Origin of the sequence: Bradyrhizobium sp. HKCCYLRH1034 (assembly GCF_051168375.1) — a bacterium.
Lineage (GTDB): Bacteria > Pseudomonadota > Alphaproteobacteria > Rhizobiales > Xanthobacteraceae > Bradyrhizobium.
The window spans coordinates 50282-76349 of record NZ_JBNPUW010000017.1 but is presented as its reverse complement, the minus strand read 5'-3'; the positions used below and the strand labels follow the sequence as shown (position 1 = coordinate 76349).

Sequence of the window (26068 nt, the reverse complement as noted above, 5' to 3'; positions counted from 1 at the left end):
GCATGACGAGGCATAGAGGATTTGCTCATGACCACGCCGCTCAAGCCGCTCGATGATGCCGCCACCAGCTTCGCCCGCCGCCATATCGGCCCCTCGCCGCGCGACGTCGCGGCGATGCTGGAGACCGTGGGCGCCAAGAGCGTGGCGGAGCTGATGGCGCAGACGCTGCCCGGCACGATCCGGCAGACGGCGCCGCTCACCCTGGAGCCGGCGCTGAGCGAGCCCGAAGCATTGTCGCACATGCGCGCACTCGCCGCGCGGAATCAGGTCTTCACCTCGCTGATCGGCCAGGGATATTCCGGCACGCTCATGCCGGCGGTGATCCAGCGCAACATCCTGGAGAACCCGGCTTGGTACACGGCCTACACTCCCTATCAGCCGGAGATCAGCCAGGGCCGGCTGGAGGCGCTATTCAACTTCCAGACCATGATCTGCGATCTCACCGGGCTCGACGTCGCCAACGCCTCGCTGCTCGACGAGGCCACGGCGGCGGCGGAAGCGATGGCTCTGGCCGAGCGTTCGGCGCGGGCGAAGACCAAGGCGTTCTTCGTCGATCGGAACGTGCATCCGCAGACGCTGGCGGTGCTGCGCACCCGCGCGGAGCCGCTCGGCTGGCAGCTGATCGTCGGCGACCCCGCCGAGGATCTGGACGGCACCGAGGTGTTCGGCGGCCTGCTGCAATATCCGGACACGACGGGCGCGCTGCGCGATCCGCGCGCCGCGATTGCCAAGCTGCATGACAAGGGCGCGCTCGCGATCCTCGCCGCCGACCTGCTGGCGGTGACCGTGATTGCCTCGCCGGGGGAACTCGGCGCCGACATCGCGATCGGCTCGGCGCAGCGCTTCGGCGTGCCGATGGGCTATGGCGGACCGCATGCGGCCTACATGGCGGTGCGCGATGCGCTGAAGCGGTCGCTGCCCGGCCGCATCGTCGGCCTCTCCGTCGATTCACGCGGGGCTCCCGCCTATCGGCTGGCGCTGCAGACCCGCGAGCAGCACATCCGCCGCGAGAAGGCGACCTCGAACATCTGCACGGCGCAGGTGCTGCTGGCGGTGATTGCCGCGATGTACGCGGTCTATCATGGCCCCGACGGGCTGAAGGCGATCGCCCGCACCGCGCATCGGCGGACCGCGGTGCTGGCTGCAGGGCTGCGCAAGCTCGGCTTTGCGCCGGAAAGCGAGGCCTTCTTCGACACGGTCACCGTCGAGGCCGGCGCCAAGTCCGAGTCGATCATCGCCCGCGCGGAAGGCGAGCGGATCAATCTCGGGCGCGACGGCAGCAGGCTGCGGATCGCGCTCGATGAGACCACGACGGCCGATGTCGTCGAAGCCGTCTGGCGCGCTTTCGGCGGCGAGCTCTCCTACACGACGATCGAGGCGGAAGCGCGCGAGGCTCTGCCGGCCGAGCTCAAGCGGCAGCGGCCGTTCCTGACCCATCCGGTGTTCCACGCGCATCGCTCCGAGACCGAGATGCTGCGCTATCTGCGCAAGCTCGCGGACCGCGACCTCGCGCTCGATCGCGCGATGATTCCGCTCGGCTCCTGCACGATGAAGCTGAACGCGACGACCGAGATGATTCCACTGACGTGGCCGGAATTCGCCAGCCTGCACCCGTTCGTGCCGCGCGCGCAGGCCGCCGGCTATCATACGATGTTCGCCGATCTGACCGACTGGTTGTGCCGGATCTCCGGCTATGACGCGGTGTCGCTGCAGCCGAACTCGGGCGCGCAGGGCGAATATGCCGGCCTCCTGGCGATCCGCGGCTACTACGCCGCCCGCGGCGAGGGCCATCGCACCATCTGCCTGATTCCTTCCTCCGCCCACGGCACCAACCCGGCCTCGGCGCACATGGCCGGCATGGAGGTGGTCGTGGTCGGCTGCGATGCAGGCGGCAATGTCGATCTCGCCGATCTCAAGGCCAAGGCGGAAGCGCATAGCGCCAAGCTCGCCGCCATCATGATCACCTATCCCTCGACGCATGGCGTGTTCGAGGAGCACATCCGCGACATCTGCGACATCGTCCATGCCCACGGCGGACAGGTCTATCTCGACGGCGCCAACCTCAATGCGCAGGTCGGCCTCGCCAGACCCGGCGATTACGGCGCCGATGTCAGCCATTTCAACCTGCACAAGACCTTCTGCATTCCGCATGGCGGCGGCGGCCCGGGCATGGGCCCGATCGGCGTGAAGGCGCATCTGGCGCCCTTCCTGCCCGGTCACCCTGCGACCGACGGCGCGAGCGCGCATCCGATCGGGCCGGTCTCGGCCGCCCCCTACGGCTCGGCCTCGATCCTGACCATCTCCTACATCTACATGCTGCTGATGGGCGGCGACGGCCTGACCCGCGCCACCGAGATTGCGATCCTCAACGCCAACTACGTCGCGGCGCGGCTCGATGCGCATTTTCCGGTGCTCTACCGCAACGAGCGCGGCCGCGTCGCGCATGAATGCATCATCGACCCGCGGCCGCTCAAGCAGAGCAGCGGCGTCACCGTCGACGACATCGCCAAGCGGCTGATCGACTACGGCTTCCACGCGCCGACCATGAGCTTCCCGGTGGCGGGCACCTTGATGATCGAGCCGACGGAATCGGAGTCCAAGGCGGAGCTCGACCGCTTCTGCGACGCCATGATCGCGATCCGGAAGGAGATCGCCGAGGTCGAACAGGGCCGCTTCGGAATCGAGGCCTCGCCGCTGCGCCACGCGCCGCACACGGTGCACGACATCGCCGACGACGATTGGAACAGGGCCTACCGGCGCAGCGAGGGCTGCTTCCCCGCGGGCACCTCGCGCACCGACAAGTACTGGTGTCCGGTCGGCCGCGTCGACAACGTCTACGGCGACCGCAATCTGGTGTGCTCATGCCCGCCGGTGGCGGACTACGCCCAGGCGGCGGAGTAAGCCTCCTCACGCATGTCCCAAGGGATCGGGCGCCACGGCTCGCGACAATCAATGACGTGAGGCGTGCCGGGATCCGGAGCGATGAGCACCGCATGCCAACGCCAGAGATTGGCGTTGATCAATTCGGTGCCGCCCCACCAGCGCCGGATCGGATTATGGCTGCTGAAATCCTCCTCGCCGGCCAGGATCGCCTTGCCGAGCGGCGTCAGCGACAGCGTGCTCGCCTTGTAGCGCTCGAGGCGTTCACGGCTGTCGTGCATCTCGACCGAGAACGGCCGTTCGGCGAGGCCCGAAATTGCCGGCGCCGGCGCCAGTGCCAGACCGTCGAGCAACGCGCCTCCCTCCCAATAGTCATAGACGCGGCGTTGAAAGCGATCCCGATGATGCGGCAACAGGTCGAATGGGTGCCGATAGCCGGCTGACAGCAATTCGAGGATTCTCAGCTCCGATGCTCCCAGGCCCGTCGCAACACCAGGAAGCTCATCGAGCATCTCCTGCACGCAGCGGCGAAGCTGCGGCAGTGCACTGAGATCCTGCTTCAACAGATCGAACCAGGCTTGCGGCGTGGGCGCCCGAAACGCCTGCCATGCCAGATGGCCCAAATCGAGATGCTCACGCGCAAGCTCTACGCCGGCAATGGCCCGACCGGCGAGTCGCCCGGCCGGGGCATCGGATAGCGGGACATCGACATGCCGCAATACGATCTTCGTCGCGATCTCCGCGTGATGGCGCAGATAGTCCAAGAGCCAGATCAGCACCAACTGGTCGTTCGGACGGGTCCCCATCCACAGCTCGACGCTATCGCAACGGTCGACAAGTTCGAGAAAACTCTGACTCCGCCCGCCGACCGCCATGAAGTCGCCACGCGAGGCGAAATCCAACCAATGCCCGCGCTTCGGTCGCGCGGCGCGCTGGACGAGATAAGCCGATAACTCGGCATCTGATGGCAACGGTCCCCATACGAAACGATGGAGAATTGGCACCACCAGGTCGGCAAAGCCGCCTCTCCGAAGCGCTCCGGCGCTGGGATCATCGGCCGCTAGAATCAAACGCGTCATGCTGTTGGCTCCGGCACGACCTGATTGGCTCAAGACGCTATCAACACGCTCGCGATCGGCTCCCGGCGCCCAGGACTGGTGTCGGAAATGTCGGTGCCGCCGCGCGGATCCGGTCCGCTCGCCCGCGCACGCGCTTTCGACTATTCGCGCTGAAGATCGTATCCGGCGCTCGGAATTCAGGCTCACTGCATTCGATCATGCAACAACCCCAGATTTCGGCAGAACACCACACATCTGCAAACGGGCGCCGGAGCGTCGGCAACGCAACGTCCACGGCACCCGCTGCCGTCTTACCTCTACTCCTCCGCCGGCTCCTCGCCGTCGGCGTCGGCGTCGCGCTCGGCGTTGCCGGCCAGGATCTGCTCGGCGATCAGGCCGGAGTTCTGGCGGATCGCGGCTTCGATCTTGGCGGTCATGTCCGGATTGGCCTTGAGGAACGATTTCGAATTCTCACGTCCCTGCCCGAGACGCTGGCTATCGTAGGAGAACCAGGCGCCGGACTTCTCGACGATGCCGGCCTTGACGCCGAGATCGAGGATCTCGCCCATCTTGGAGACGCCCTCGCCATACATGATGTCGAACTCGACCTGCTTGAACGGCGGCGCCAGCTTGTTCTTCACCACCTTCACACGGGTGGAATTGCCGATCACCTCGTCGCGCTCCTTGATCGCGCCGATGCGGCGGATGTCGAGGCGGACCGAAGCATAGAACTTCAGCGCATTGCCGCCGGTGGTGGTCTCCGGCGAGCCGTACATCACACCGATCTTCATGCGGATCTGGTTGATGAAGATCACCATCGTGTTGGACTTGTTGATCGAGGCCGTCAGCTTGCGCAGAGCCTGGCTCATCAGGCGGGCCTGCAGGCCCGGCAGCGACTCGCCCATCTCGCCTTCGAGTTCGGCCTTCGGCACCAGCGCCGCCACGGAGTCGACCACCAGCACGTCGACCGCACCGGAACGCACCAGGGTGTCGCAGATCTCCAGCGCCTGCTCACCCGTATCCGGCTGCGAGATCAGAAGCTCGTCGATGTTCACGCCGAGCTTGCGCGCATACACCGGATCGAGCGCATGCTCGGCATCGATGAAGGCGCAGATGCCGCCCTTCTTCTGCGCTTCCGCCACCGTGTGCAGCGCCAGCGTGGTCTTGCCCGAGGATTCCGGCCCGTAGATCTCGACGATGCGGCCCTTCGGCAGACCGCCGATGCCGAGCGCGATGTCGAGCCCAAGCGAGCCGCTGGACACCGTATCGACATCCATCGAACGGTCGTTCTTGCCCAGCTTCATCACCGAGCCCTTGCCGAACTGACGCTCGATCTGGGACAGCGCAGCGGAGAGCGCCTTACTCTTATCCATGGAGGAACCTTCGACGATACGCAGGGCGGTGGCGGACATTGGCGCTCCTTATGGCGGGGATTCGCGGGATGGACAAACGGTTAACGAGGTCGGCCAGCAATCTTGAGGTGAATGTACTCCATCCGTTCTTTGTTCGCAATATGTTCTTCTCGACATTCACACCTCTCTTTCACAAACCCCTGACAACCCGCGGGAGACACGCCTGCCGCTCGAAGGCCGAGGGCCGGCGCGCAGTGCACCGAGCACCAGCGAGGGAGCGCTGCCAGATCAGCGCGCCCGGAAGCGAAGTACGGCATGCTGGATGCTGGATGACGGCGACTGCGAAGGGATCCCGATTCCAGCTGGAGGCGGAAGCCATGCGCGCGAGCGGCGCAGCCGCCGACCGGCGATCACGCGGATTAAAACCAAACTGTCCGAGCGCTCCAACCTCATCTCCCGCACCAGCGGCAGACGCCGACCCAACTATAAATTGTTATTGTCGTCTCGGCCGTGTCCCATCATCCTGCTGGTCCTTCTCTGTGAGCCTCGCAGACTGCTTCCAATTTTCGGAACCAGCATGACCGGATCCAACAACGAACAGACCCTCACGCTGTGGCGCCCTGTCGGCCCAAAAGAGCTTGCCTTGATCGAGGCGTCGGGCATGCGTGCGTTTCCGCCGCGCCTTCCGGAGCAGCCGATCTTCTACCCGGTGCTGACGGAGGACTATGCCGTGAAGATCGCACGGGACTGGAACGTGCCGGCGAGCGGCGCCGGCCACGTGCTGCGCTTTGCGATCCTGCGAGGCTTCATCGACACCTACGAGGTGCGCGAGGCCGGCGGCCGCAAGCATCGCGAGTACTGGATTCCCAGCGAAGACCTCGCCGACTTCAACGCCGCAATCGTTGGACCGATCGTGCTTGTCAGGTCTTTTCCTTGAAACTACCAACTCCTACACGCGTGCGTAGATCGCACATTCCGTGGTTCTCCTGAGAGGAACGAAGTTCCATCGCCTCTTCTGCTTTTGTTCGGCTCGTCGTGCGTGCAGGCGCACGATTTCGATGCAGACGCGCAGCCGCGCGCAAGCGGCGGCCGGCCATCAGGTTCCGCATCACGTGGCGTGCAAGCACTCGACGGCCACCATATGACGGACGACAGATGAAGCGACGAACCTCGGACGCCCCCGTGTCGGACCCTGCCCAAGGATGGCCCGAGGAATGGCCCGGACAAAACCCGCGTGATCCGCATCACGCGCGCCGGCGCTCACGACATCTTCAAGCCACAAACCATTGTCATAAACTTTGGGTTGCGTTATAGAATCGTGGTTGTCGTACGTCTGAGCAGATTTTTGATCAGCCCCGGATTTGTTTGTTCGTTGCGATGATGGTCGCCGCACATCGTCTAGTGTATCGCCTTTGGTGTGCCGTCGACCGATCCCTTGCAGCCTGCCAGCTCCCGCACTTGCAGGCTCCGTCACACGTAGGCGCACGGCCCTGAAACCATCCGCGCCGAAAGAAAGCCCCGGACGACGTCCGGGGCTTTCGACGTTGATAGCTCCGCTCGGGATGCATCTCCCTCCGTCATTGTCGTGATGTCGGGGAACGGATCGCGTGCGTTGCGCTTCATATTGGCGATGACAACAAATGACGTGACATGCCCGTCCTGCAGGGCCGGCCTTCAAAGGATCGAGCTTCACTCGCAGCAAGACGCGGCGGGAGAGAGGCGTTGTCCGGCCTGCGATGAACTCTTGGAGATGGTCGACGGCGCGACGCAGATCGCCTACCGACTGACAGTCGTGCCGGAACGGATCTTCGACCATAGCTAGGTGCGCGTCCCACGGCGGTTGATCGAGATTGCAACCTTGATCTGACGCAAGGCACGCCTACGGATTTCGCACTAGTTTAATTATGTCACTGCCGAACTGCCCTCGCTGGGAAGCTACGACGTTGACGCCGAGCCTCGGACCGCAGCGGTCCGAGGCTCATTCGTTGGCGCGCAATTCGTCCGGTTGCGCCGCACATCACCCATGGCAATCAGCCTAACGGAAGCGAACAGCGCGACCGACCGTATTTTACCGGAATTGATCCGAGTGGGTTTTGCGCTTCCATTTGTGGTGCGTACATCAAACCCAGCGGCCTGGGGCGGTCAGGGCTCACCGGTTTTGGCAATGCCGCTCTATTTCTTTCGTATCCGCAACGGCCACTTCTCAGGCGCGTCCGAGTATGGGACCGAGTGCGCCGACCGCAACGCAGCCTGGAAAGAGATGACCACCGTCTGTGCCGACATGGCCAGCAGCATCTCGCGCAAGCTCGCCGAAAACTCCGAATGGCAGATGGAGCTGCTCGACGAGGCAAGGCAGCCGGTCTTCCGCATCCGGATCGTCGCCGAGTCGCTGGATCAGGCCTGACGGCTCGCCACACCTCTTGTGGATCGCCGCAGGTGAAAGACACAATCTAAGATTGTTGACAGCGAGGTTGCTGCGCGTCATTTCGGCAGCCGAACTTGATCGAGATCAAAATGCCTGTCTGCATCTTGGCAGACATTTAAATTTGTATGGGTAATCTGATCTTCAAATGTCCGCGAACGGGGATGAACGTGCAGCATTGGCTGGAAGAGCCGAAGCCAGGCGATCCCACGTGCTCCTATGAAACCGTGGTCTGCAAGGCCTGCACGCGGCTTCATTTCATCAATCGCGATACACGCAAGCTTCTCGGCGAAAAGGAATGAGGCGCTCGCGGCAATCGTTCAATCGGCGCTGGGAAGCCGCCGCATCGTGAACTCGATGGCCCCATCGGGAAGCTCGCGCCAGCTTTCGACGGCGCTCATGTAGCCGGCCTTGGGATAGCGGGTCAGATAGTCGCGGGCCTTGGCGCGCGCTTGCTCGCGCGGCAGCGTGAACGTGTCGCGAACGTAGCCGTCGCGAGCCTGCGGGGCGCCCTTCTGGCGCCGGGCCGCCATCCGGCTGGCAATGTCCCGGGGGCGCATCCCCATCGACGAACTCCAACGCGTTGCCACACCATCAATATAGACGGGGCCGCGAAGAATCCGAGTCCGCAATCGGCAAGCGGGCCCGGGAGGGTCAGAGCCCGCCCGACCCGAGCGCGATAAATCTCAGTTCGTGCTGCCGACAGCCTTCGGCTTCTTGGCCGCGGTGGTCTTCATGGCAGGCGCCGCCTTGGGCTGCTCGGCCGCCCGGACGTTGCCCCAGGGATCGGTGCTCGTCTTGGCGTCCGGAATCTTGCGCATGGTGTCCCTGTAGGCCTGCTCCCGCGCCGCTTCGGCCTCTTTCTCCTCGGGCGACTTGGAGGGACCGTCGGCGAGAAGGTTGATGTTGGGCATCTGCGCCATTGCGGGAACCGCCCAGCCGGCCAGCACGGCGACCGCCATCGTCACGATCAGCTTCTTCATTGGTTACTCCCCGGTATAGGCGCCTTATACCATCGCTTCGCCATGCGCCAAGCCCGCGGCACTGTGCCGGAACGGTGGAGCGCAGGTCGGGATGTTCACGGCCGCATCGTCTGCGCGCACCTGCCGTCTGTTCCACGGCGTGCCATCATCATAGTTTTCCAACTCCGGCCTTTTCAAGCCGCCGCTCTGCGGCAACATTCCGGCGGCTCCGCCGATCGCGGCGAGGCAAGTCGATGCCGAGACACGTCGATGACACGATCATGGAAGGACCTCCGCGCGTGCCGAACGAGACCCTGAACTTCACCACCGACGACGCGAGGCGCATCCTCGATGACGTGTTCGCGCCCTGGATCAAGGATCTTGGCTTGATCGTCGAGGACATCGCGCCGTCTCCGCAGGGCGAAGCCGGCGCCATCCTGCGCATGCCGTTTTCGCCGCGGCTCTGCCGCGACAATGGCGTCGTCTGCGGCCAGGCGCTGATGGCTTTTGCCGATACCGCGATGGTGATCGGGATGGTCACCGCCAGCGGCGGCTACCGGCCGATGACCACTGTCGACCAGACCACGCATTTCATGCGCGCCATTGCCTCCGCCGACGTGATGGCCGATGCGCGCGTGGTGCGGATGGGCCGCACCATGAGCTTCGGCCGGGTCACACTGACCAGCGCCGGCGATGGCAAGCCAGTGGCCATGGTGTCGAGCGCCTTCGCGATGCTCTGATCCGCGGCCTGGCCGGGTTAACGAAACGTGAAGGCGAGGGCCCGGGCTTCGCACGCCGGATTCATCTGATCGAAACGCGAGCCTGATTTATTTTAGGTGCTTTTGACGCGAAAGGTGACGCCGTCCGGCACCGGAATACAGGCCATGAGCGAGACGAGTGACAAGCGCATTGCACCGAGGCATCGGGTGCTGAAGCAGGGCAGGCTGGCATTCGACGGCGGCGGCGCGGTCGATTGCATGGTCCGCAACATGTCCGACACCGGCGCCAGGGTCGAGGTGGTCAGTCCGGTCGGTCTGCCCGAAGCCTTCACGCTGGTGATCCCGGCCGACAAATTCACGCGGCGCTGCCACGCAGTCTGGAGCCACGACAAGCGGATCGGCGTGGCATTCGACTGATAGCGGCCCGGCGGGCTAGACGCGCCGCAGGCGCCATCGCCACAACGCCACCAACAGGCCGGCCAGCACCCCAGCCGCGAGCAGGGCGCCGGCGGCGAACCGTCCGCCCGGACGATCAATCGTCCGTGACCACAGCGAGAGCCCTTCGCCATCGCGCGCCAGCCGAAACGCCACGACGCTGTCGCCGAGCGACGTTCCCGCCTCCGAATGGCCGCCGGCTGCGGTCACCACGAATTGCTCGCCCTTCCATTCATAGGTCATCGGATTGGCGACGCCCGGCGCGGGCAACCGGCCCTGCCAGAGCTCCTGACCTGAGACAGCATCAAAGGCGCGCAGATAGGCGTCCATTGCGCCGGTGAAGACGAGGCCGCCGGCTGTGACCACGACGCCGTTGACGAGCGGCGTGCCCCATTTGAACGCCAGCCCGAGCGGTGCGCGATCCTCGGTGGTGCCGACGGTCGAGCGCCACAGGATCTTGCCGGCCTTGAGATCGACCGCGACCATTTCGCCCCATGGCGGCCGGTTGCACAACAGGCCGAGCTTGGACATGGCGACCACCCGCGTCACCGCGAACGGCGACCCGCGCTGCAGCCCGACATCGACACCACGCGGCGGCGTCATCCCGTCAGCTTCCGCACGCGGGATCAGCCGGACGATGTGGATGGCACGGCTGACATTGGCGTAGAGGATCTGATGGACGGGATCGAACGCCGCCCCGCCCCAGTTCACGCCGCCGCCGGTCATCGGAAACAGCAACGTGCCCTGGATCGTGGGCGGCGTGTACAAACCCTCATTGCGCAATGGCGCGAGCTGATCGTCGCAGGAGGAATCCAGGACGCGCGGCACGGCCCTGAAAATATCATCCGCTGCGAAGCGCTGATCGAGCAGCGGCGGCACATGGGTCGGGAATGGCTGCGTCGGTGATAGAACCTCACCCTCGGCGGCGCCTTGCGGCACTGCGCGCTCCTCCACCGGCCAGACCGGCGCGCCGGTGTCGCGGTCGAGCACGAACACGAAGCCCTGCTTGGTCGGCTGTATGACGACGTCACGCGCCCCCTGCCCGGCATCGATTCGGGCCAACGTCGGCTGCGCCGGCAGATCGTAATCCCAGACGTCGTGGTGCGTGGTCTGAAACGACCAGGCCAGTTCGCCGCTTTCAATCCGCAAAGCGACCACGGAATCGGCATGCCGGTTGTCACCCGGACGCGCACCGCCGAAGAAATCCGGACTGGGCGACGAGGTCGGAAGGAAGACGAGGCCGCGCGTCTCGTCGACCGACATCGGCGCCCAGACGTTCGCATGTCCCGCCGCGATGCCGTCATGGATCAACGGATCGAAACTCCAACGCAGCGCGCCGGTGCGCGCATCGAAACCGCGGACCGTGCCTTTGGGCGCATCGACCCGCACATTGTCGCCGATCGATGAGCCGACCACCACGACACCCCCGCCCACCACCGGCGCCGAGGTGATCTGGAACTCGCCCGGCCATAGCAGATCCTTGGAAATGTCGATCCGCGCTTCGCCGTCCGATCCAAAGCCGGCGCAGGGCTGTCCCGTTTGCGCGTCGAGGGCGATCAGGCGAGCATCGACCGTGCCCATGAACAGCCTGCTGCGGCATGCCGCGCCGGCCGGCGCCCGCTCGTCCACCCAATGGGCAACGCCGCGGCAGGCATAGCGATTGGCCGGGCGCCGCCCGTCACCGACCTTGGGATCGAAACGCCAGCGCTGCACGCCGGTGCCGGGATCGAGCGCGACCACCTCATTGAACGGCGTGCAGAACACCAGGCTGTCCTCGACCAGGATCGGCGTCGCCTCGAACTTGGTCCGCAAGGCTGCCGCGGGCGGCCGGCTCTGCAGATCCCCGGTGTGATAGTCCCAGGCAGGCACCAGCCGATCGACATTGGAAGGCGTGATCTGCGCCAGCGGCGAGAACCGCGTTCCACCGGCATCGCCGCCCCAGTGCTGCCAGCCAAGGGCCGGCACGACCGTCAACTGGCTCCCGACGAGGACCGCGCAAACACCTGCTCGACGCAATGACATGACCCTTCCCTCCCGCAGACTGCATCCGAAGCGACGCACCGGGACGATGAAAGCAGCCTTCGCGGGCGGATCGAGCAGGATGGGACGGGCGGCGGCATCCGCGGGACGAGTGGTGAGGAGCGATGACGAATGGCAGAACCGAGAGGATGACCCGAACGAACGTCCCCCGCCAAACATCAGTGGCCGCCCTTGCGGGCGGCCACATCGATGCGCAGACGTCAGCCAGCTTCAGTAGCCATAGCCGCGCCGTGTCGGATAGTTCTGAGGTGCCCGCCCATAGCCACCGCCATAGCCACCGCCATAGCCGCCGCCGATGCCGATCCCGATACTGACCGGCGGCGCCACGCGCACCGGCGGTCCATAATACGCGCGCGGCGGAGGCGGTGGCGCGTAGACGACGACATCGTCGTCAGGGTCGCGTCGGGGCGTGCGGCCGGCGCGCTTGGGAGGGTCCTCGTCGCGCTTCCTCGCCGGCTTCTCTTCGACCCGCTTCGGCGTCTCAGACTTCCGAGCCGGCGGAGGCGTCTGCGAGCATGGGCAGGTCGGGCCTGCCGCGGCAACGGCCGGCACGACCGGCAGGGTTGCCGAAGCGGCGGCCGGGATCGCTGCATTGGCGGCCGCCACCACCGGCGTCACCACGGGCCGGTTGCGCAGGCGCTCGATCAGCTTGCGCGCGGTCGGGGTCAGGTCGCTGTTCGGATAGCGGTCGAGAAAGCCCTGATAGGACGCCACCGTATTGATCAGCACCGCCTCGTTCCAGGCTGCCATCCTGTTGTGGAGGTCGAGCCATTCGCGCGCCTGCGGGCCATAGGGCGGCGCGGTGTAGAGCGTCACGAAGGCCTCATACGCCTCGACGCTGCCGTCGCCGACGATGATTTCGTTGGCGGCCTCGATCGGCTTGCCCTCCAGGCTGCGCTTCCATTCGTCGACGCTGCGCTTGGCGACGACCGGCCGCGGGCCGGCATTGGCAGCGCCCCCATCCGCCGACCCGACGAAGCGAAAATCCTCCGTCAAGGACGACGAATCCCACGGCGTCTGCCGGCCCTCGGTGACCTTGTTCACCGCAACGCGCACGCGCTTGAACGCCTGCTCGATGGGAAGGTCCGGCTCCCGCGCCGCCTGCAGCAGTGCGGTGGTATAGGGGCTGTTGGCGCCGGTGCCATCCTCGGCTTCCGCGCCGGGCGAGGTCGAGTAGGACAGGAAGGTGCCCGGCGCTCCCGTCTTTGTGTCGACCAGCGCAAGGCCGCGGCCCGCGTTCTGGCTGATGGCGGGAAACGGATTGTTGCGGCAGGCGTCGAGCAGCAGGATTCGCATCCGGCTCGGCACCGAATTGAGCGTGTTCAGGAGATCGTTGAGACGCACGGCCTGCAGCGGAATGTCGGCTTCACGTCGCGGATCGACGTCCACGGGTACGAGATAGTTCTCGCCATCGATCTGCAGTCCGTGGCCGGCATAGAACACCAGCGCCACCGTGTCGGGTCCCTTGGCCGCGATCTTGGCGGCGAAGTCGCCGACCTCCCTGTTGAGGTCCCGCTGCGACAGATCGGCGGCGGTCGTCACGTCGAACCCCGCTTCACCCAGCATCTTCGCCATTGCCTTGGCGTCGTTGGCGGGATTCGGCAGCGGCGTCACCGAACGATAGGCCGACTGCCCGATCACCAGCGCCAGCCTGCTGCTTTCAGCCAATGCGGGAGCAAGGCCGGCAAACAGGCCGCCGGCGAGCAATGCAGCCCTGAGAGCGTGCCGAAACATGGGATCTCCAATCTGCTCATGGCGTGCCTGTTGGTCGAGCCGGTTCGCGGCCCGGTTCATCCCGACGAGCACAATCCGGTGAGCACGATGCCGGACGGCCGGCGCCGTTCGCGCGCGCATGACTGCCGCCGGCCGCGACCGGACATCGTTGCTGCACGAGTTTCCCGCAGCAATGCCGCGATCTCTCGCTAGCGTGCGCGCCGCAATGGGGGACGATGCGGCATGCGGCGGATTGCGTCACGCGTGGGGCTGCTCGCGGGGCTGCTCTCGGCCCTGCTCCTGATCGGCTGCGCCGCCGACAGCAATGCGCGCCTACCGGCCTTCATGCGGGCCAAGGCGCCCGAGCCGCCGCAGCCCGAAGCCGCGCCAGATGTCGCGCTTCTCGTGCGCAAGAATCTCGACATGATCTTCGTCGCAACGACGCTGCCACGTGATGTCGAGGCCACATCCGCCCGACATGCCGATGCCGGCGATACATGGACCGCCTGCGTGCGGGCTCAGATCATATCCGCCAGTGGAACCGCGCTCCGGCGCCAGACCTATCGGCTCTTGATCAGGCACAACGAGATCATCGACCGGCGGCGCGCGGCGACCGGCGACGACTGTGTTTCTGAAGATTACAAAGCCGTCCTGCCGACGAAGTAATTCCCTCCGAAGGCGAGCTGGATCGGCCTCGTCGACTGGAACTCGCCCTGTCGGTGGGCGTGCAGGAACGGGCTACCGCATCGGTCGCCGATTGTTAGTTCTTAGCTAACGCAAATCCGCAACCGCACAGCGAACGAATGGCTCAAATTTAACAATTCCTGCGGAACATCGGGGCCTAAACGCGGAATGACCCTGGACCTGGTTTTCCATGAACGTTCACCTCGTCGGCGATGACACGGCCAAGCTCGCTATGCTTCGCGGCATGCTGGCCGAACGCTGCTCGCTCACATCTGAACTGATCGGTGATGCCGACTTCAAAGGCGGCGACATCGACGCGATCGTCGTGGCCGCCGATCTGCGCCACGTCGACAACATCACCGCATTGAAGGAGATCTCGGAGCGGCTCTCGCGTATTCCGCGGCGGATCTTCCTGACCAACAACAAATCCCGTCTGTCGACGGTCCAGGCCTATGCGCTCGGTGCGACAAGCGTATTGTCGAGCACGCCGAGCCGCAATCAGTTGCTCGGAAAGCTGCTCGATGTGCGCCCCGGTTCTGCGGCCAAGAGCATCGCGGTCGACGACCGACAGGCCGCATTTGCCGGCGCGTCCTGCATCGCCTCGATGTTTGCAGCCGTGCTGGGCGGTGCAGCGATCGATGTCGAGGAGACCCGGCGGGCGGGCAAGCGGATCGCCGACTGTATAGCGGAAAACGGTCTGTCCGATTGGCTCGCCACCGTTCGCCGCCATCACGAAGGCACCTATCAACACTGCCTGCTCGTGACCGGCATCACCGTCGATTTCGGCTTGAGCCTCGGCGTCCACAGTTCGGATCTGGAGCGTCTCTACATGGCCGCGATGTTCCACGACATCGGCAAGGCCAAGATCCCGCTCACCATTCTCGACAAGCCGGGCCGGCTCGACGTCAAGGAACGTACGCTGGTGGAAACCCATCCGGTGGCCGGTTACGATGCACTGAAGGACAACGCAGCGATCACCGACGAAGTGCTGAAGGCGGTGCGCAACCATCACGAATTTCTCGACGGCAGCGGCTATCCCGATGGGCTGATGGCCGACAGCATCCCGGACCTGACGCGCATCCTCACCATCTCCGACATCTTCTCGGCGCTGATCGAATACCGCAGCTACAAGCCGATGATGACGCGCGAGAAGGCCTACGAGATCCTCCGGGGGATGGAGGGCAAGCTCGAGAAGCCGCTGATCGGCGCCTTCCGCGAGGTGGCGCTGATCCGCTGATCGCATCAGGCGACGTGCTGAACCGGCCGTTAACGCATCGATTCGAATTGTCTGCCAACGGCAAGTGTCTCTTGTCAGCTTTGCGCTAGTGTCGCCCGCGGTGTGGGTTGTCCGCGCCGCGAGGGGACCATCGGGACGTGGCCGAGATCATCGATCGCGCGATTGCGACTGCTTCATCGACGGCAAGGAACCAGCAGGCCGGTCCGCTCGAACGCGTGCGCGCCGCTGACCTGGTGCCGCTCGATACCGTTTCACCGCAGGCGTGGCAGGATCTGGCGGAGCATGCGCGGGAGCCGAACGGCTATTACCTGCCCGGCTGGGAGCGCGCGGTGAACGCCACGGCACGCGGCCGCACCGGAACATCGGCGCTCTGCGCATGGGATGACGATCAGCCCTCGCGTCTCATCGGCCTGATGCCCACGACCTCTCTATGGCATGCCTGCAGGCTTCCCCTGCCCGCGCTCGCCAGCGGCCATCCCTACGGCACGCTGTGCACGCCGCTGCTCGACGGAAGGAGCGCGGAGCGGGCTGCGGCGCAACTGCTCGACGCTGCGCGACGAACAGGCGCGCGCGCCCTGCTGCTGCGAGACATGTCGCTGGCAGGCTCCGTGATGCAGGCGTTCGAGGCGGCGCTTCGTCGCGTGGATCTGCGCCCGCGCGTGCTGCAATCCTATGACCGGGCCCTGCTCGATGCGAGCGGGGACGCCGACACGGTGCTGCATGATGCGCTCGGCGCCAAAAAGCTGAAGGAGTTGCGCCGCCTGCGTCATCGGCTGGCCGAGCATGGCGACGTCCGCTTCGAGGTCGCGCGCTCTCCCGGCGACGTTTCCACTGCGCTGGAGACTTTTCTGGTGTTGGAGGCGAGCGGTTGGAAGGGGCGTCGCGGCACTGCGCTGATCCAGCACGACGGCGACGCGGCGTTCATCCGACGCGCTGCACCGGCGCTGGCACAGCACGAGGCCTGCGAGATCATCAGCCTCATCGCGGGCGACACCACCGTCGCCGCAGGCGTCGTATTGCGGCATCAGGATCGCGCCTTTTTCTTCAAGCTCGGCGTCGACGAGCGCTTCGCGAAATACTCGCCCGGTGTCCAGCTGACGCTCGACCTGACGCGGCACCTTTGCGCGGATCCGAAGATCAACGCCGCCGACTCCACCGCCGGTCCCGACCATCCCATGATCAACCCGATCTGGCGCGAACGCCTTGCCATCGGCGACGTGATTATCCCGCTCTATACGCGCGATCCGGTCGTCGAGCTTATTCACGGCGCATTGACTGCGCGACGCGAAGGCCTCGCCGTGGCACGCCGCGCCGTGCACGCGGTCCGCGCCATCCGAAAGCGCCGGCCGACTACTCAGCCGCCTCGGCGTTGACCTCCGCCGACACCTGCCGGATGGCGCGCGCCAGCATCTGCGGATCCTGCGCGCCGGAGACGGCGTATTTCTGCGCGAAGACGTAGGTCGGCACTCCGGAGATGCCCTTCTCTGCGGCCTCCTGCGCCTGGGCCGAGACCAGCGCCACATCCTCGTCGGTCGCCAGCATCTTGCGGACCACCTCGGCATCGAGCCCGCACTCCGCTGCGGCCTGTACCAGCACCTCGACATCGGTCAGATCGCCGCCGTCGCGGAAATACAACTCCATCAGCCGCTGCTTCATCTCGGGCGCCTTGCCGATCTCGCCGGCCCAGCGGATCAGGCGATGACAATCGATCGTGTTGGGCTGACGGGCGACACGATCGGGATGATAGCTCAGCCCCTCCTGCTCCGCGGCCGCGACCACGCGGCCTGCGATGCCCTTGTAGGCTTCAACCGATCCGAACTTGGTCGTGAGGTACTGCTCGCGGCTGATGCCCTCGCGCGGCACCCAGGGATTGAGGAAGAACGGCCGAAAGTTCACCTCGACCGGCACGTCAGGCACGAGCTTCAGCGCCTCCTCGATGCGCTTCTTGCCGATGTAGCACCAGGGACAGACGACATCGGAGACGACATCGATGATCAGCGGCTTCAAGGTGCTCATGTGCGTGCCTCCGGGTTCCCATGGCTGCGCCCAAGATAAACCCGCGCACGGCCAACACAAGCGGGGTCACGGCGAGGTAACCATCTCCTTCAGCCTGAGCGCGGTGAGCTCATCGGCCGGAAAGAAGGTCTCCAACGCCAGCTCCGACAGCGTGATATCGACCGGCGTGCCGAACACCATCGTCGTCGAGAAGAAGCTCAGCACATCATCGCCGACCCGAAGCCGCAACGGGATCGCGACGCTGTCGGCCGCGAGCGGCGCCGATCGCGCGGGGATCGGATAGGACTTCAGCTCCTCATAAAGCTTGAGCAAGCCGGCATCGGCGGTTGCCTCGCATTGCCGGTGCAGTCTCTCCAGCAGATGGCCGGCCCATTCGGCAAGGTTCACCGTCCGCGCCGCCAACCCCTCCGGATGCAGCGCCACGCGCAGCACATTCAGGGGCAGCGCAAGCAGCCGCTCGGAGACACCGGACAGCAGCGGCGCGATCATCCGGTTCGCCGCGACCAGGTTCCAGTGCCGGTCGATCGCGAGCGCAGGGTTGGGCTCGTGGGCCTTGAGCACGAGGTTCATCGCCTCGCGCGCTTGCTTGAGCGCCGGATCATCCAGCGGGCGCTGCTGAAAGGCGGGCGCGTAGCCGGCCGCCACCAGCAGAACGTTGCGTTCGCGCAGGGGCACGTCCAGTCGCTCCGCCAGTTTGAGGACCATGTCGCGCGACGGCGCGGCGCGGCCGGTTTCCACGAAGCTCAGATGGCGCGCCGATATCTCGGCATCGAGCGCGAGATCGAGCTGGGACAGATGCCGGCGCTGCCGCCATTGCCGCAGGTGCTCGCCGACATGAACGGGTCTGGCGCGGTCGGCGCGCGCCGAAGCAAGCTGTGCATTCATGAGCCAAGACCTATCACGCTGACGTCAGCACCTCCATGACCTGCCAGGTAATCGAAATGCCTCCCGGCGCAGGTCATCGTCCTCACCACAGGAGATGACGATGAGCAGGCAGCGCAATCTCGAGACCCTTCCGTTCGCCGCCGCCAGCCAATGGCTGGCGGGTCTCGCGACATCGCTGCGGGCGCGCTCGCTCAACATGCCGGAGCCACTGCTGTACGTCACGGGCAGCCTCGTCTTTGCACAGGTGTACGCGATCGAGACGAGAGCAGCGCGCTCGCTGCGCCCGGCGCGCCTGCGCCATCAGCTCCTGGCCTGGTTCCGTTGAACCGCCCCCAACCGAAGGAGACCCGACATGATCACCTCGTCCGCCCTGCTCCGCCGCGCTCTGCTCGCCGATGCCGCCTTCAGCGGCGTTGCCGGGCTCGCGCTCACCTTCGGCGCCTCGCCGCTGGCGGCCCTGCTGCAACTGCCCGACGCGCTGCTGCGCGAGACCGGCCTGTTCCTGGTCGTCTACGCGAGCTTCGTCGGCTGGCTGGGCTGGCGGCCGGTGGCGCCAAGGCCGCTGATCGTTCTGGTCATCGGCGGCAATGCGGCGTGGACGGTCGGCAGCATCGCGCTGCTGTTTTCGGGCCTGGTCGCACCGAACGTGCTCGGCGAGATCTTCGTCGCAGTGCAGGCGCTGGGCACCGGCCTATTCGCCGAATTGCAGTATATGGGCTTGCGCCGGAGCACCGCCGCGGTCACGGCCTGACCGGTGGTGAGCGCCGGGCTTCATGATCGAGCGGCCCGGCGCTCACGGCCGATCCGATATTTGGACATGCGCGGCGAGCGCATCTTCTGCATAATCGGAGATCGACGGGAGATCGTAGCGATGCAGCCTCAGGTGATCGGAACGGAGGGCTACGCCACCGAGGCCGAAGATCTCCTCGTGCGCTACGAGAGCATCCCGTCGGAACAGGTTCATGCCGCCGTGCTCCATCTGCTGCCCAACGCGCCCGCGCGCGTGCTCGACATCGGCGCGGGCACGGGCCGCGACGCCGCCTGGTTCGCGGGCCTTGGACATCAGGTGGTGGCCGTCGAGCCGACCGAAGCACTGCGCGTCGGCGCCATGCAACTGCATGCCTCGCCGGCGATCACCTGGATCGACGACAGCCTTCCGGAGCTCGCCGCACTGGCCGCTCGTGGCGAGCAGTTCGACCTCATCATGCTGACCGCCGTCCTGATGCATCTCGATGAGGCACAGCGGCGACGCGCGCTTCCCAACATCGCGGCGCGGATTGCTCCCGGCGGACTGCTGATCATGACGTTGCGGCATGGTCCGGTGCCGCCGGGCCGCCGGATGTTCGAGATCGCGGCCGAGACGATCGTCGAGCCCGCGCGGCAGCTCGGGCTGACGCTCCAGCTCAACCGGCATGGCGAGTCGCTCGGCGCGGAGAACCGGGCGGCCGGCGTCACCTGGACGACGCTGGCCTTCGGGAAGCCGTCCTGAGAGATCCGGACACGAGCCGATCGGATCAGGCCGCCTTGGCGCGGCTGGTCTGCGTCTTCGCCGGGGTGGATTTGGTCCTGCCACGATTGCCGGCAGCCGGCCGCCGGGTCTTGGCTTTGCCGCGAGCCGCCTCGCCCGATTGGGCTCTGGCCTTGGGCCGCTGCTTGGCCTTGTCCTTGACGAGCTTCCCGGCCTTTTTCTTCGCCTTCTTCTCGGCCTTGCGCACGTCCTTCGCCTTCACCTGCGCCCGCTCAGCGCGCGCCTCGGCCTTCTTCTTGGCCCGCTTCTTCTCGCAGGCGTCGCATTTGCAGCCGATCGGCTTCAGATAGGCTTTGAAGTAGTCCGTGCCGTAGTCGTAGTTGATCTCCTCGCCGGGCTCGATGTTCTTGATGGCCCGGATGAAGATCTTCTTCTTGCGCGGCTTGACGTCGGACTCGGCGTTCGGCTTGCAGGAATGATTGATGTAGCGGGCGACGTTCTCTCGGATCGAGCCGTCGATGGTCCAGCGCTTGTCGAGCTCGAACAGATATTTGTTCTCGATCGCGTCCTCGTCCGCCTTCTTCGAATCCAAGAGCGGACCGAAATAGCGGATGATCTTGGTACCCTTCTTGATCGGCTGGGTGGCGAACAGGCCAAGCCCCGTCTTGGAGCGGCCGATGCGATAGGGTTTGGATTGCGGAATGACAGGCATGAGTGATGAGAAGACATGGACCTCGCGAGGCCGCCGTTCTAGGATAAATTCGCGACGATGTCAGGTGTTTCCCGCCGCCGTTTCGCGCCGTCCCCAGTTTGCAGCGTCCTGCGCAGGGACGAATTCCGGTCATCAGGGGCCCTCGCATGTCCGAATTCCTCCCACATCGCGTCGTGGCGCGACGAATCGGTGTCGCATTGATGCTCTGCACGGCGTGGATCGGACAGGCGGCTGCAGAGACCATCGCCAGCGCCTATACATCGGCCGCCGCCAAGGACTGCCGCACCATCGGCGGCAAGCAGGAGGATGACAGCTCGACTGAGACCTGCCCTGGCAAGGACGGCCTGATTCTGCTCGTCAACGAAGGCGATCTTCGCCAGACCGTGTCTGTGGGGCGCAATGTCCGCGCGGCCGCCAAGGAGCCGGCTGCTCAGACCTGGTTCGGACCGTTCAACTCCGCCGGCAACGCTGTCGAATGGAGGCTGGCTGACGGCAAGCCGTTCGCGATCATCCAGCGCTGGCAGATCGCCGACAACGACGATCAAGGCAGCAAGGGGCCGAAGGACAAGCCGATGCTGGTGGTGACCCGGCTGCCGCCCGGACCAGTGTGTCATGTCGCCTATGTCGACGCTGCCGCCAACTCCAATGCCAACGAGCTGGCGCGGCAGGCGGCTGACCAGACGGCGCGAGGCTTTGCCTGCGGCAAGGACAGGGTGAAGATCGTCGGCACGCGCGGCCGGGCCGTCGATCTGGCGTTGCCGCCCAATTAGCGCGCCGACTTCCGTCCGGACTTTGCGGTCTTGCGCACGGCGGATGTGCGCCTGCTCGCCGTCTTCGATGCGCCCTTCCCGGTCTTCGATTTCGCCGCCCGCTTGCGGCCGCTGGTCTTGGTCTTTGCCGCCTTCGTGGCCGCGACGCGCATATTGTCGACCAGGTTGGGATAGCGCCGCCCGGCCCGACGGGCGCGGGCCTTGGCCGCCGCCTTTTCGGCCGGGGTGAGACGGGTGGAGGCCTTGCCGGCGCGCTTGCGCGGATTGGCCTTGCTCCAGGGAGCGCGTGGGGTTCGTGCCATGCGTTGCCAACGCATGATCCCCCACCCGGTTTCCGGTGCGTCGAACTACGCGCCCGGCGGCAGCTTCGGCACGGTGGCCCGGAGCATCGCCTCCAGCAGCGATTCGGCCGTGGTGCCCGGCGGCGAACGGCGCAGAATGTCGGCAAGGCGGCCGTCGAGCAGCAGCATCGTGTAGCCATGCACCAGCGACCAGGCGCGGGCGATCGCCGCCGACTGATCGAGCGACAACTCCTCGTCGCCGACCGGGCCTTCGCTGCGCGCGGCGACCGATCCCGCGAGTCCGGCAAACGAGGCTTCCGCGGCCTCGTGCAGCGAAGGGCGCGAATAATCCAGACGCTCGGTGCGGAACATCAGTCCGTACATGCCGGGATTGGCCTGTGCGTAGGCGACATACGCGCGGGCCCGCGCCATCGCCCGCTCGATCGGCGTGCCGGGCTGCTCGCCGGCCGCTTTCATCGCCGCATTGAACCGCGTGAAGCCGATCGCCGCGAGCTCGCTGACCAGCCCGGTGAGATCGCCGAAATGATGCGTCGGCGCCGCATGCGACACGCCGGCCTCGCGCGCCACCGCGCGCAAGGTGAGTCCGGCCAGCCCGTCGCGCTCCAGCACGCGCTCGGCCGCTTCGAGTAGCGCATCGCGCAGCGCGCCGTGATGATAGGGCGCCGCCGGCTCGCCCGCGCTCACCGCGCGGCGCGACCGCGTCCGGGCCACCGCCGTAGCCGTCCGGTGCCTGCTCAGTCTTGCCTGTTCGATCTTCGTCATGCCTCTCCTTATACAAGCAATTTTGACAGCGTAAAGATTAGCCTTGACCTGCAGGCGCTCGGCCGGTAGCCTTATCTTTACATCGTAAAGATAAAGCCGGATGCAAGGGGAAGGAAGCGCCATGAATGGACAGTCGATGAACGGACCGTTGCACGACACAGCCCGCCAGCGCCCCACACCGCGCGACAACATCGCGCCGATCCCGTTCGAATGCGACGCGCCGTTCCTGAACGTCACCGGCGAACTGCCACGTGAGCTGAACGGCACGCTCTATCGCAACGGCCCCAATCCGCAATTCGACTCGCCGGGTTCGCACTGGTTCGTCGGCGACGGCATGCTGCACGCGTTCCATCTGGAGAACGGCCGCGCGTCCTATCGCAACCGCTGGATCCGCACCCCGAAATTCGAGGCCGAGCGCCGCGCGGGGCGCGCGCTGTTCGGCGGCTTCGGCCGCAGGCTGCCGGACGCGCCAGCCGAGGTCACCGATGGCGGCGTTGCCAACACCAACATCATCGCCCATGCCGGCCGCCTGCTCGCGCTCGAAGAGGCGCATCTGCCGACCGAGATCGAGCCCGGCACGCTCGCCACCCGCGGCTATCACGATTTCGGCGGCCGCCTGCGCGGCGCCTTCACCGCGCATCCGAAGACCGATCCGGTCACCGGCGAATTGCTGTTCTTCGGCTACAACGCCGCCGGTCCGCTGACGCCGGCGCTGTCCTACGGAACGGTCGATGCGGCCGGCAAGCTGACGCGTCTCGATCGTTTCGAGGCGCCCTATGCCAGCATGGTGCACGACTTCATCGTCACGGCCAATCACGTGCTGTTTCCAATCCTGCCGCTCACCGGCAGCATCGAGCGCGCAATGTCCGGCAAGCCGCCTTATGCCTGGGAGCCCGACAAGGGCGCCTATGTCGGTGTGATGAAGCGCAGCGGCGACATCAAGGACATCGTCTGGTTTCGCGGTGACGCCTGCTACGTCTTCCACATCATGAATGCCTGGGAGGACGGCAGCCGGATCATTGCCGACGTCATGCAGTTCGAGGAAGCGCCGCTGTTTCCGCATCCCGACGGACGTCCGACCGATCCGGCCAAGTCGGTCGCGCGGCTGTGCCGCTGGAGCTTCGATCTCGCCGGCAACACCGACCGTTTCACCCAGAGCTATCTCGACGACCTCACCGGTGAATTCCCCCGCATCGACGACCGCCGCGCCGGGCTCAAGAGCGGCCATGGCTGGTACGCCTGCGCCAATCCGGACGGCCCGCTGTTCGGGGCGCTGTCCGGCCTCGTCCATGTCGACGGCGCCGGCACGCGCCACGCGACGCATCTGCTGCCCGCCGGCGACACCCTGTCCGAGCCGGTATTCGTGCCGCGCAGCCGCGATGCCGCCGAGGGCGACGGCTGGCTGCTGACCGTGGTCTGGCGTGCCGGCTCCAACACCAGCGACCTCGCCGTGTTCAACGCCACCGACATCGGCGGCGGTCCGGTGGCCCTGGTTCATCTCGGCCACCGCGTGCCCGATGGCTTCCACGGCAATTGGGTCGACGCTGACAAACCAAGTCATTGATAAAGCTGAGCTTAATATGCGGCTTCACAAAATCTTGACACCGTCAAGATTTGCTTGACCCGGTTCCGCCGGGATCCTACTAATCTTTGCGGTGTAAAGATTGGCCGGGCGAGCTCTATGACGATCTTCCTCATCCTTGCGCCCTACGGCGTCTACGCGGCGCTGATGATGGTGGTCTCGGCCACGCTCAGCCTGGCCGTGGCCACGGCGATGTGCCTGATCGTTGTCGCGGTCGACGTCGTCAAGGGACGCTCGATCAAGATTCTCGGCCTGGGCTCGGCGATCGTGTTCGCAAGCGTAGCCGCCTACCTCGGCCTCATCGATCCGACCCTCAGCGCATCCGCGGTGCGTCTTGCGGTCGACTGCGGCATTTTCGCGCTGTCGCTCGGCTCGATGCTGCTGCGCGCGCCGTTCACGCTGCAATATGCGCTCGAGGCCGTACCGCCGGAAACCGCGGCGATTCCGGGCTTCCTGCGCGCCAATTACGTCATCACCGGCGCCTGGACCGTGTCGGCGCTGCTGATGATCGTCGGCAACCTGATGACGCTCTACGTGCCGGGCCTGCCCTATTGGACCGGCCTCGCCATCGCCTTTGCCGCCCGCAATAGTGCACTTTATTTCACGCGCTGGTATCCTGACTACCGCCGAACAAAGGACGTGGCAGCGCAGACTGCCGCCGCAATGTCCGGCCAAGATTCGTGACCGGGGTCTGCTCCAGGAGACGTGCGTGAAAATCGTGTTTGCCAAGCTGATTGCCGACTTCCTGTCGGCCGCGGTGTTCTTCATCCTGTACATCGCAACCGATGATGTCGTGCTGGCCACCGCCGCCGCGGTCGCCGTCGCCGTGGTGCAGGTGGTCTGGGCGCGCATCAGGGGCGTGAACCTCAGCTTCATGGCCTATGCCAGCGTCGGCCTCGTCATCGTGCTCGGCGGCGTGACGCTGCTGACCAATGACCCCCGCTTCATGTTCGCCAAGCCCGCGATCGGCCATTTCGCCATCGGGCTGATCATGCTCAAGCGCGGCTGGATGCTGCGCTACGTGCCGCCGATCGTGTCGGAGACCATTCCGGAATACGTCACCATCGCCGGCTATGCCTGGGCGGCGCTGATGTTCGCGCTCGGTCTCGGCACGATCGCGGTCGCCATGACCGGCGACATCAAGCTGTGGGTGCTCTACATCACCGTGGTCGCGGGCGGCGCCAAGGTCGCGGCCTTCGCGCTGCAGTTCATGGCCTTCCGCTTCGTGGTCGCCAACCGCCTCAGGGCGGCGCGGGCCTGATCGCTGCATCCGATCGCCGCAATGGGCTTACGCGCAAAGATGCGCTATAGGGGCGGCCGAACGCATCCTCGAGGTCGTTGCCTCGAGGTCCGCAAAATCGCAATGCCAGGAGAACGATCGATGGCTGTGGACGGCAACTGGAATCTGACCTTGAACACGCCCATGGGCGAGCGCAGCGCGACCCTGAGCCTGAAGAGCTCGGGCGCGACGCTGACGGGGACCCAGGCCGCGGAAGGCGATTCCGCCGAGATCTTCGACGGCACCGTCAACGGCGACGACGTCGCCTGGAAGGTCTCCATCACCAGCCCGATGCCGCTGACGCTGGATTTCAAGGGCAAGGTCGCCGGCGACACCATCTCCGGCGAGATGGGCATCGGCTTCATGGGCAGCTTCCCGTTCACCGGCGCGCGGGGCTGAGCGCTATTCTTTTGCGTGGATGCGTCGCATCGATACTCTCCGCTGTCGTCCCCGCGAAAGCGGGGACCCATACCCCCAGGGAGGGGTTAGAGGCACGCTGGCAATTGGCTTTTCGCCCGTCACGACGGCCGCGGCGTATGGGTCCCGGGTCGGCGCCACGATCGCGCTGTCGCGCGCTCATGGCTTGCCCGGGACGACACCGATTTTCAATCGCAGCAGTCCCGCTTCACATCTCAAACAGCCTGGACAAGCGGACGCAACCTCGCGGCTGATAAGGCCCGAGTGATGCAGCGGCATGTCCCTCTCCAAATGCAGAGGGCGCAGGGAAGGCCAGGCGTCGGCTGACGCCTGCGGCCCGCCTGCGAAAGAAATGCAGGCGGCAGGTACCACA

At 65.7% G+C, this 26068-nt stretch carries 27 protein-coding genes; 16 read left to right on the top strand and 11 right to left on the bottom strand.

The genetic code is table 11. The features are described 5' to 3' along the window. Positions 1-27: 27 nt before the first annotated feature. On the top strand, positions 28-2901 hold the full coding sequence (gcvP, locus tag ACQR0W_RS30045; RefSeq protein WP_315716066.1) for an aminomethyl-transferring glycine dehydrogenase: 2874 nt from the start codon (positions 28-30) through the stop codon (positions 2899-2901). Here the strand turns inward: gcvP and ACQR0W_RS30040 are convergent. Together ACQR0W_RS30040 and recA are read right to left on the bottom strand one after the other, a co-directional pair. Further along, entirely contained in the window at positions 2880-3959 is a 1080-nt protein-coding gene (locus ACQR0W_RS30040) for a DUF1835 domain-containing protein (RefSeq protein WP_316187271.1), read from the bottom strand. The genes gcvP and ACQR0W_RS30040 overlap by 22 nt on opposite strands. A 296-nt stretch (positions 3960-4255) precedes the next feature. After that, positions 4256-5350, bottom strand: a complete 1095-nt coding sequence (recA, locus tag ACQR0W_RS30035; protein ID WP_315828231.1) for a recombinase RecA — start codon at positions 5348-5350, stop codon at positions 4256-4258. Positions 5351-5933: 583 nt separating this feature from the next. On the opposite strand from recA, the gene ACQR0W_RS30030 reads away from it, so the two are divergent. Both ACQR0W_RS30030 and ACQR0W_RS30025 read left to right on the top strand, forming a co-directional pair. Continuing rightward, positions 5934-6227 (top strand): hypothetical protein, encoded by a 294-nt coding sequence (locus ACQR0W_RS30030; RefSeq protein ID WP_315716194.1) that lies wholly within the window; start codon positions 5934-5936, stop codon positions 6225-6227. A gap of 1227 nt (positions 6228-7454) precedes the next feature. After that, positions 7455-7694, top strand: a complete 240-nt coding sequence (locus tag ACQR0W_RS30025) for a DUF6894 family protein (protein WP_012045383.1) — start codon at positions 7455-7457, stop codon at positions 7692-7694. A 338-nt stretch (positions 7695-8032) separates the two neighbouring features. On the opposite strand, the gene ACQR0W_RS30020 is transcribed toward ACQR0W_RS30025, so the two are convergent. Continuing rightward, a complete protein-coding gene (locus ACQR0W_RS30020) occupies positions 8033-8278 on the bottom strand; it encodes a hypothetical protein (RefSeq protein WP_315716063.1) in 246 nt (81 codons plus the stop codon). A 120-nt stretch (positions 8279-8398) separates the two neighbouring features. Beyond that, positions 8399-8695: a hypothetical protein gene (locus ACQR0W_RS30015; protein ID WP_315716062.1), complete on the bottom strand. Its 297-nt coding sequence runs from the start codon at positions 8693-8695 to the stop codon at positions 8399-8401. A gap of 260 nt (positions 8696-8955) precedes the next feature. Here ACQR0W_RS30015 and ACQR0W_RS30010 point away from each other — a divergent pair, with 260 nt between their 5' ends. Together ACQR0W_RS30010 and ACQR0W_RS30005 are read left to right on the top strand one after the other, a co-directional pair. Next, positions 8956-9414 (top strand): PaaI family thioesterase, encoded by a 459-nt coding sequence (locus ACQR0W_RS30010; RefSeq protein ID WP_409977944.1) that lies wholly within the window; start codon positions 8956-8958, stop codon positions 9412-9414. A 144-nt stretch (positions 9415-9558) separates the two neighbouring features. Next, entirely contained in the window at positions 9559-9810 is a 252-nt protein-coding gene (locus ACQR0W_RS30005; RefSeq protein ID WP_315716061.1) for a PilZ domain-containing protein, read from the top strand. Positions 9811-9825: 15 nt separating this feature from the next. Here the strand turns inward: ACQR0W_RS30005 and ACQR0W_RS30000 are convergent, their stop codons facing one another. Together ACQR0W_RS30000 and ACQR0W_RS29995 are read right to left on the bottom strand one after the other, a co-directional pair. After that, entirely contained in the window at positions 9826-11850 is a 2025-nt protein-coding gene (locus tag ACQR0W_RS30000) for a pyrroloquinoline quinone-dependent dehydrogenase (RefSeq protein WP_316171167.1), read from the bottom strand. A 228-nt stretch (positions 11851-12078) separates the two neighbouring features. After that, complete coding sequence (locus ACQR0W_RS29995; protein WP_316171168.1) at positions 12079-13602, bottom strand: caspase family protein; 1524 nt, start codon at positions 13600-13602, stop codon at positions 12079-12081. 222 nt (positions 13603-13824) lie between these two features. On the opposite strand from ACQR0W_RS29995, the gene ACQR0W_RS29990 reads away from it, so the two are divergent. The 3 genes from ACQR0W_RS29990 (at position 13825) to ACQR0W_RS29980 (ending at position 16875) form a co-directional block, all read left to right on the top strand. Then, on the top strand, positions 13825-14247 hold the full coding sequence (locus ACQR0W_RS29990; RefSeq protein ID WP_316171169.1) for a hypothetical protein: 423 nt from the start codon (positions 13825-13827) through the stop codon (positions 14245-14247). Positions 14248-14455: 208 nt separating this feature from the next. Then, complete coding sequence (locus ACQR0W_RS29985) at positions 14456-15502, top strand: HD-GYP domain-containing protein (protein WP_315716057.1); 1047 nt, start codon at positions 14456-14458, stop codon at positions 15500-15502. Between the two features lie 137 nt (positions 15503-15639). Beyond that, entirely contained in the window at positions 15640-16875 is a 1236-nt protein-coding gene (locus tag ACQR0W_RS29980) for a GNAT family N-acetyltransferase (protein ID WP_316171170.1), read from the top strand. On the opposite strand, the gene ACQR0W_RS29975 is transcribed toward ACQR0W_RS29980, so the two are convergent. Next, the gene (locus ACQR0W_RS29975) at positions 16853-17518 is read right to left on the bottom strand and encodes a DsbA family oxidoreductase (RefSeq protein ID WP_315716055.1); all 666 of its coding nucleotides are present in this window, start codon (positions 17516-17518) and stop codon (positions 16853-16855) included. The genes ACQR0W_RS29980 and ACQR0W_RS29975 overlap by 23 nt on opposite strands. A 66-nt stretch (positions 17519-17584) precedes the next feature. Beyond that, on the bottom strand, positions 17585-18403 hold the full coding sequence (locus tag ACQR0W_RS29970) for a helix-turn-helix domain-containing protein (protein WP_316171171.1): 819 nt from the start codon (positions 18401-18403) through the stop codon (positions 17585-17587). Positions 18404-18503: 100 nt separating this feature from the next. Here ACQR0W_RS29970 and ACQR0W_RS29965 point away from each other — a divergent pair, with 100 nt between their 5' ends. The 3 genes from ACQR0W_RS29965 to ACQR0W_RS29955 all read left to right on the top strand — a co-directional run bounded on the left by ACQR0W_RS29965 (position 18504) and on the right by ACQR0W_RS29955 (position 19892). Further along, complete coding sequence (locus ACQR0W_RS29965; RefSeq protein ID WP_316171172.1) at positions 18504-18728, top strand: hypothetical protein; 225 nt, start codon at positions 18504-18506, stop codon at positions 18726-18728. 27 nt (positions 18729-18755) lie between these two features. Continuing rightward, complete coding sequence (locus tag ACQR0W_RS29960) at positions 18756-19154, top strand: hypothetical protein (protein ID WP_315828223.1); 399 nt, start codon at positions 18756-18758, stop codon at positions 19152-19154. A 120-nt stretch (positions 19155-19274) separates the two neighbouring features. Then, a complete protein-coding gene (locus tag ACQR0W_RS29955; RefSeq protein ID WP_316171173.1) occupies positions 19275-19892 on the top strand; it encodes a class I SAM-dependent methyltransferase in 618 nt (205 codons plus the stop codon). Positions 19893-19917: 25 nt separating this feature from the next. Here the strand turns inward: ACQR0W_RS29955 and ACQR0W_RS29950 are convergent, their stop codons facing one another. Next, positions 19918-20583, bottom strand: coding sequence for an SET domain-containing protein (locus tag ACQR0W_RS29950; RefSeq protein ID WP_316171174.1), 666 nt, complete (start codon positions 20581-20583; stop codon positions 19918-19920). Between the two features lie 146 nt (positions 20584-20729). Here ACQR0W_RS29950 and ACQR0W_RS29945 point away from each other — a divergent pair, with 146 nt between their 5' ends. After that, on the top strand, positions 20730-21353 hold the full coding sequence (locus ACQR0W_RS29945) for a hypothetical protein (RefSeq protein WP_316171175.1): 624 nt from the start codon (positions 20730-20732) through the stop codon (positions 21351-21353). On the opposite strand, the gene ACQR0W_RS29940 is transcribed toward ACQR0W_RS29945, so the two are convergent. Continuing rightward, positions 21350-21655: a hypothetical protein gene (locus ACQR0W_RS29940; protein WP_315753119.1), complete on the bottom strand. Its 306-nt coding sequence runs from the start codon at positions 21653-21655 to the stop codon at positions 21350-21352. The genes ACQR0W_RS29945 and ACQR0W_RS29940 overlap by 4 nt on opposite strands. A 45-nt stretch (positions 21656-21700) precedes the next feature. Further along, on the bottom strand, positions 21701-22417 hold the full coding sequence (locus ACQR0W_RS29935) for a TetR/AcrR family transcriptional regulator (RefSeq protein ID WP_315716048.1): 717 nt from the start codon (positions 22415-22417) through the stop codon (positions 21701-21703). A 136-nt stretch (positions 22418-22553) separates the two neighbouring features. Here ACQR0W_RS29935 and ACQR0W_RS29930 point away from each other — a divergent pair, with 136 nt between their 5' ends. From ACQR0W_RS29930 to ACQR0W_RS29915, 4 genes are all read left to right on the top strand, one after another. Beyond that, a complete protein-coding gene (locus ACQR0W_RS29930; RefSeq protein ID WP_316187270.1) occupies positions 22554-23981 on the top strand; it encodes a carotenoid oxygenase family protein in 1428 nt (475 codons plus the stop codon). Positions 23982-24098: 117 nt separating this feature from the next. After that, positions 24099-24683: a hypothetical protein gene (locus ACQR0W_RS29925; protein ID WP_315716046.1), complete on the top strand. Its 585-nt coding sequence runs from the start codon at positions 24099-24101 to the stop codon at positions 24681-24683. Positions 24684-24708: 25 nt separating this feature from the next. Continuing rightward, positions 24709-25260 carry a septation protein IspZ gene (locus ACQR0W_RS29920; RefSeq protein ID WP_315753122.1) on the top strand — a complete coding sequence of 184 codons (552 nt, stop codon included), beginning with the start codon at positions 24709-24711 and terminating at the stop codon, positions 25258-25260. 120 nt (positions 25261-25380) lie between these two features. Beyond that, positions 25381-25677 carry a hypothetical protein gene (locus ACQR0W_RS29915; protein WP_315753123.1) on the top strand — a complete coding sequence of 99 codons (297 nt, stop codon included), beginning with the start codon at positions 25381-25383 and terminating at the stop codon, positions 25675-25677. Positions 25678-26068 lie beyond the last annotated feature (391 nt).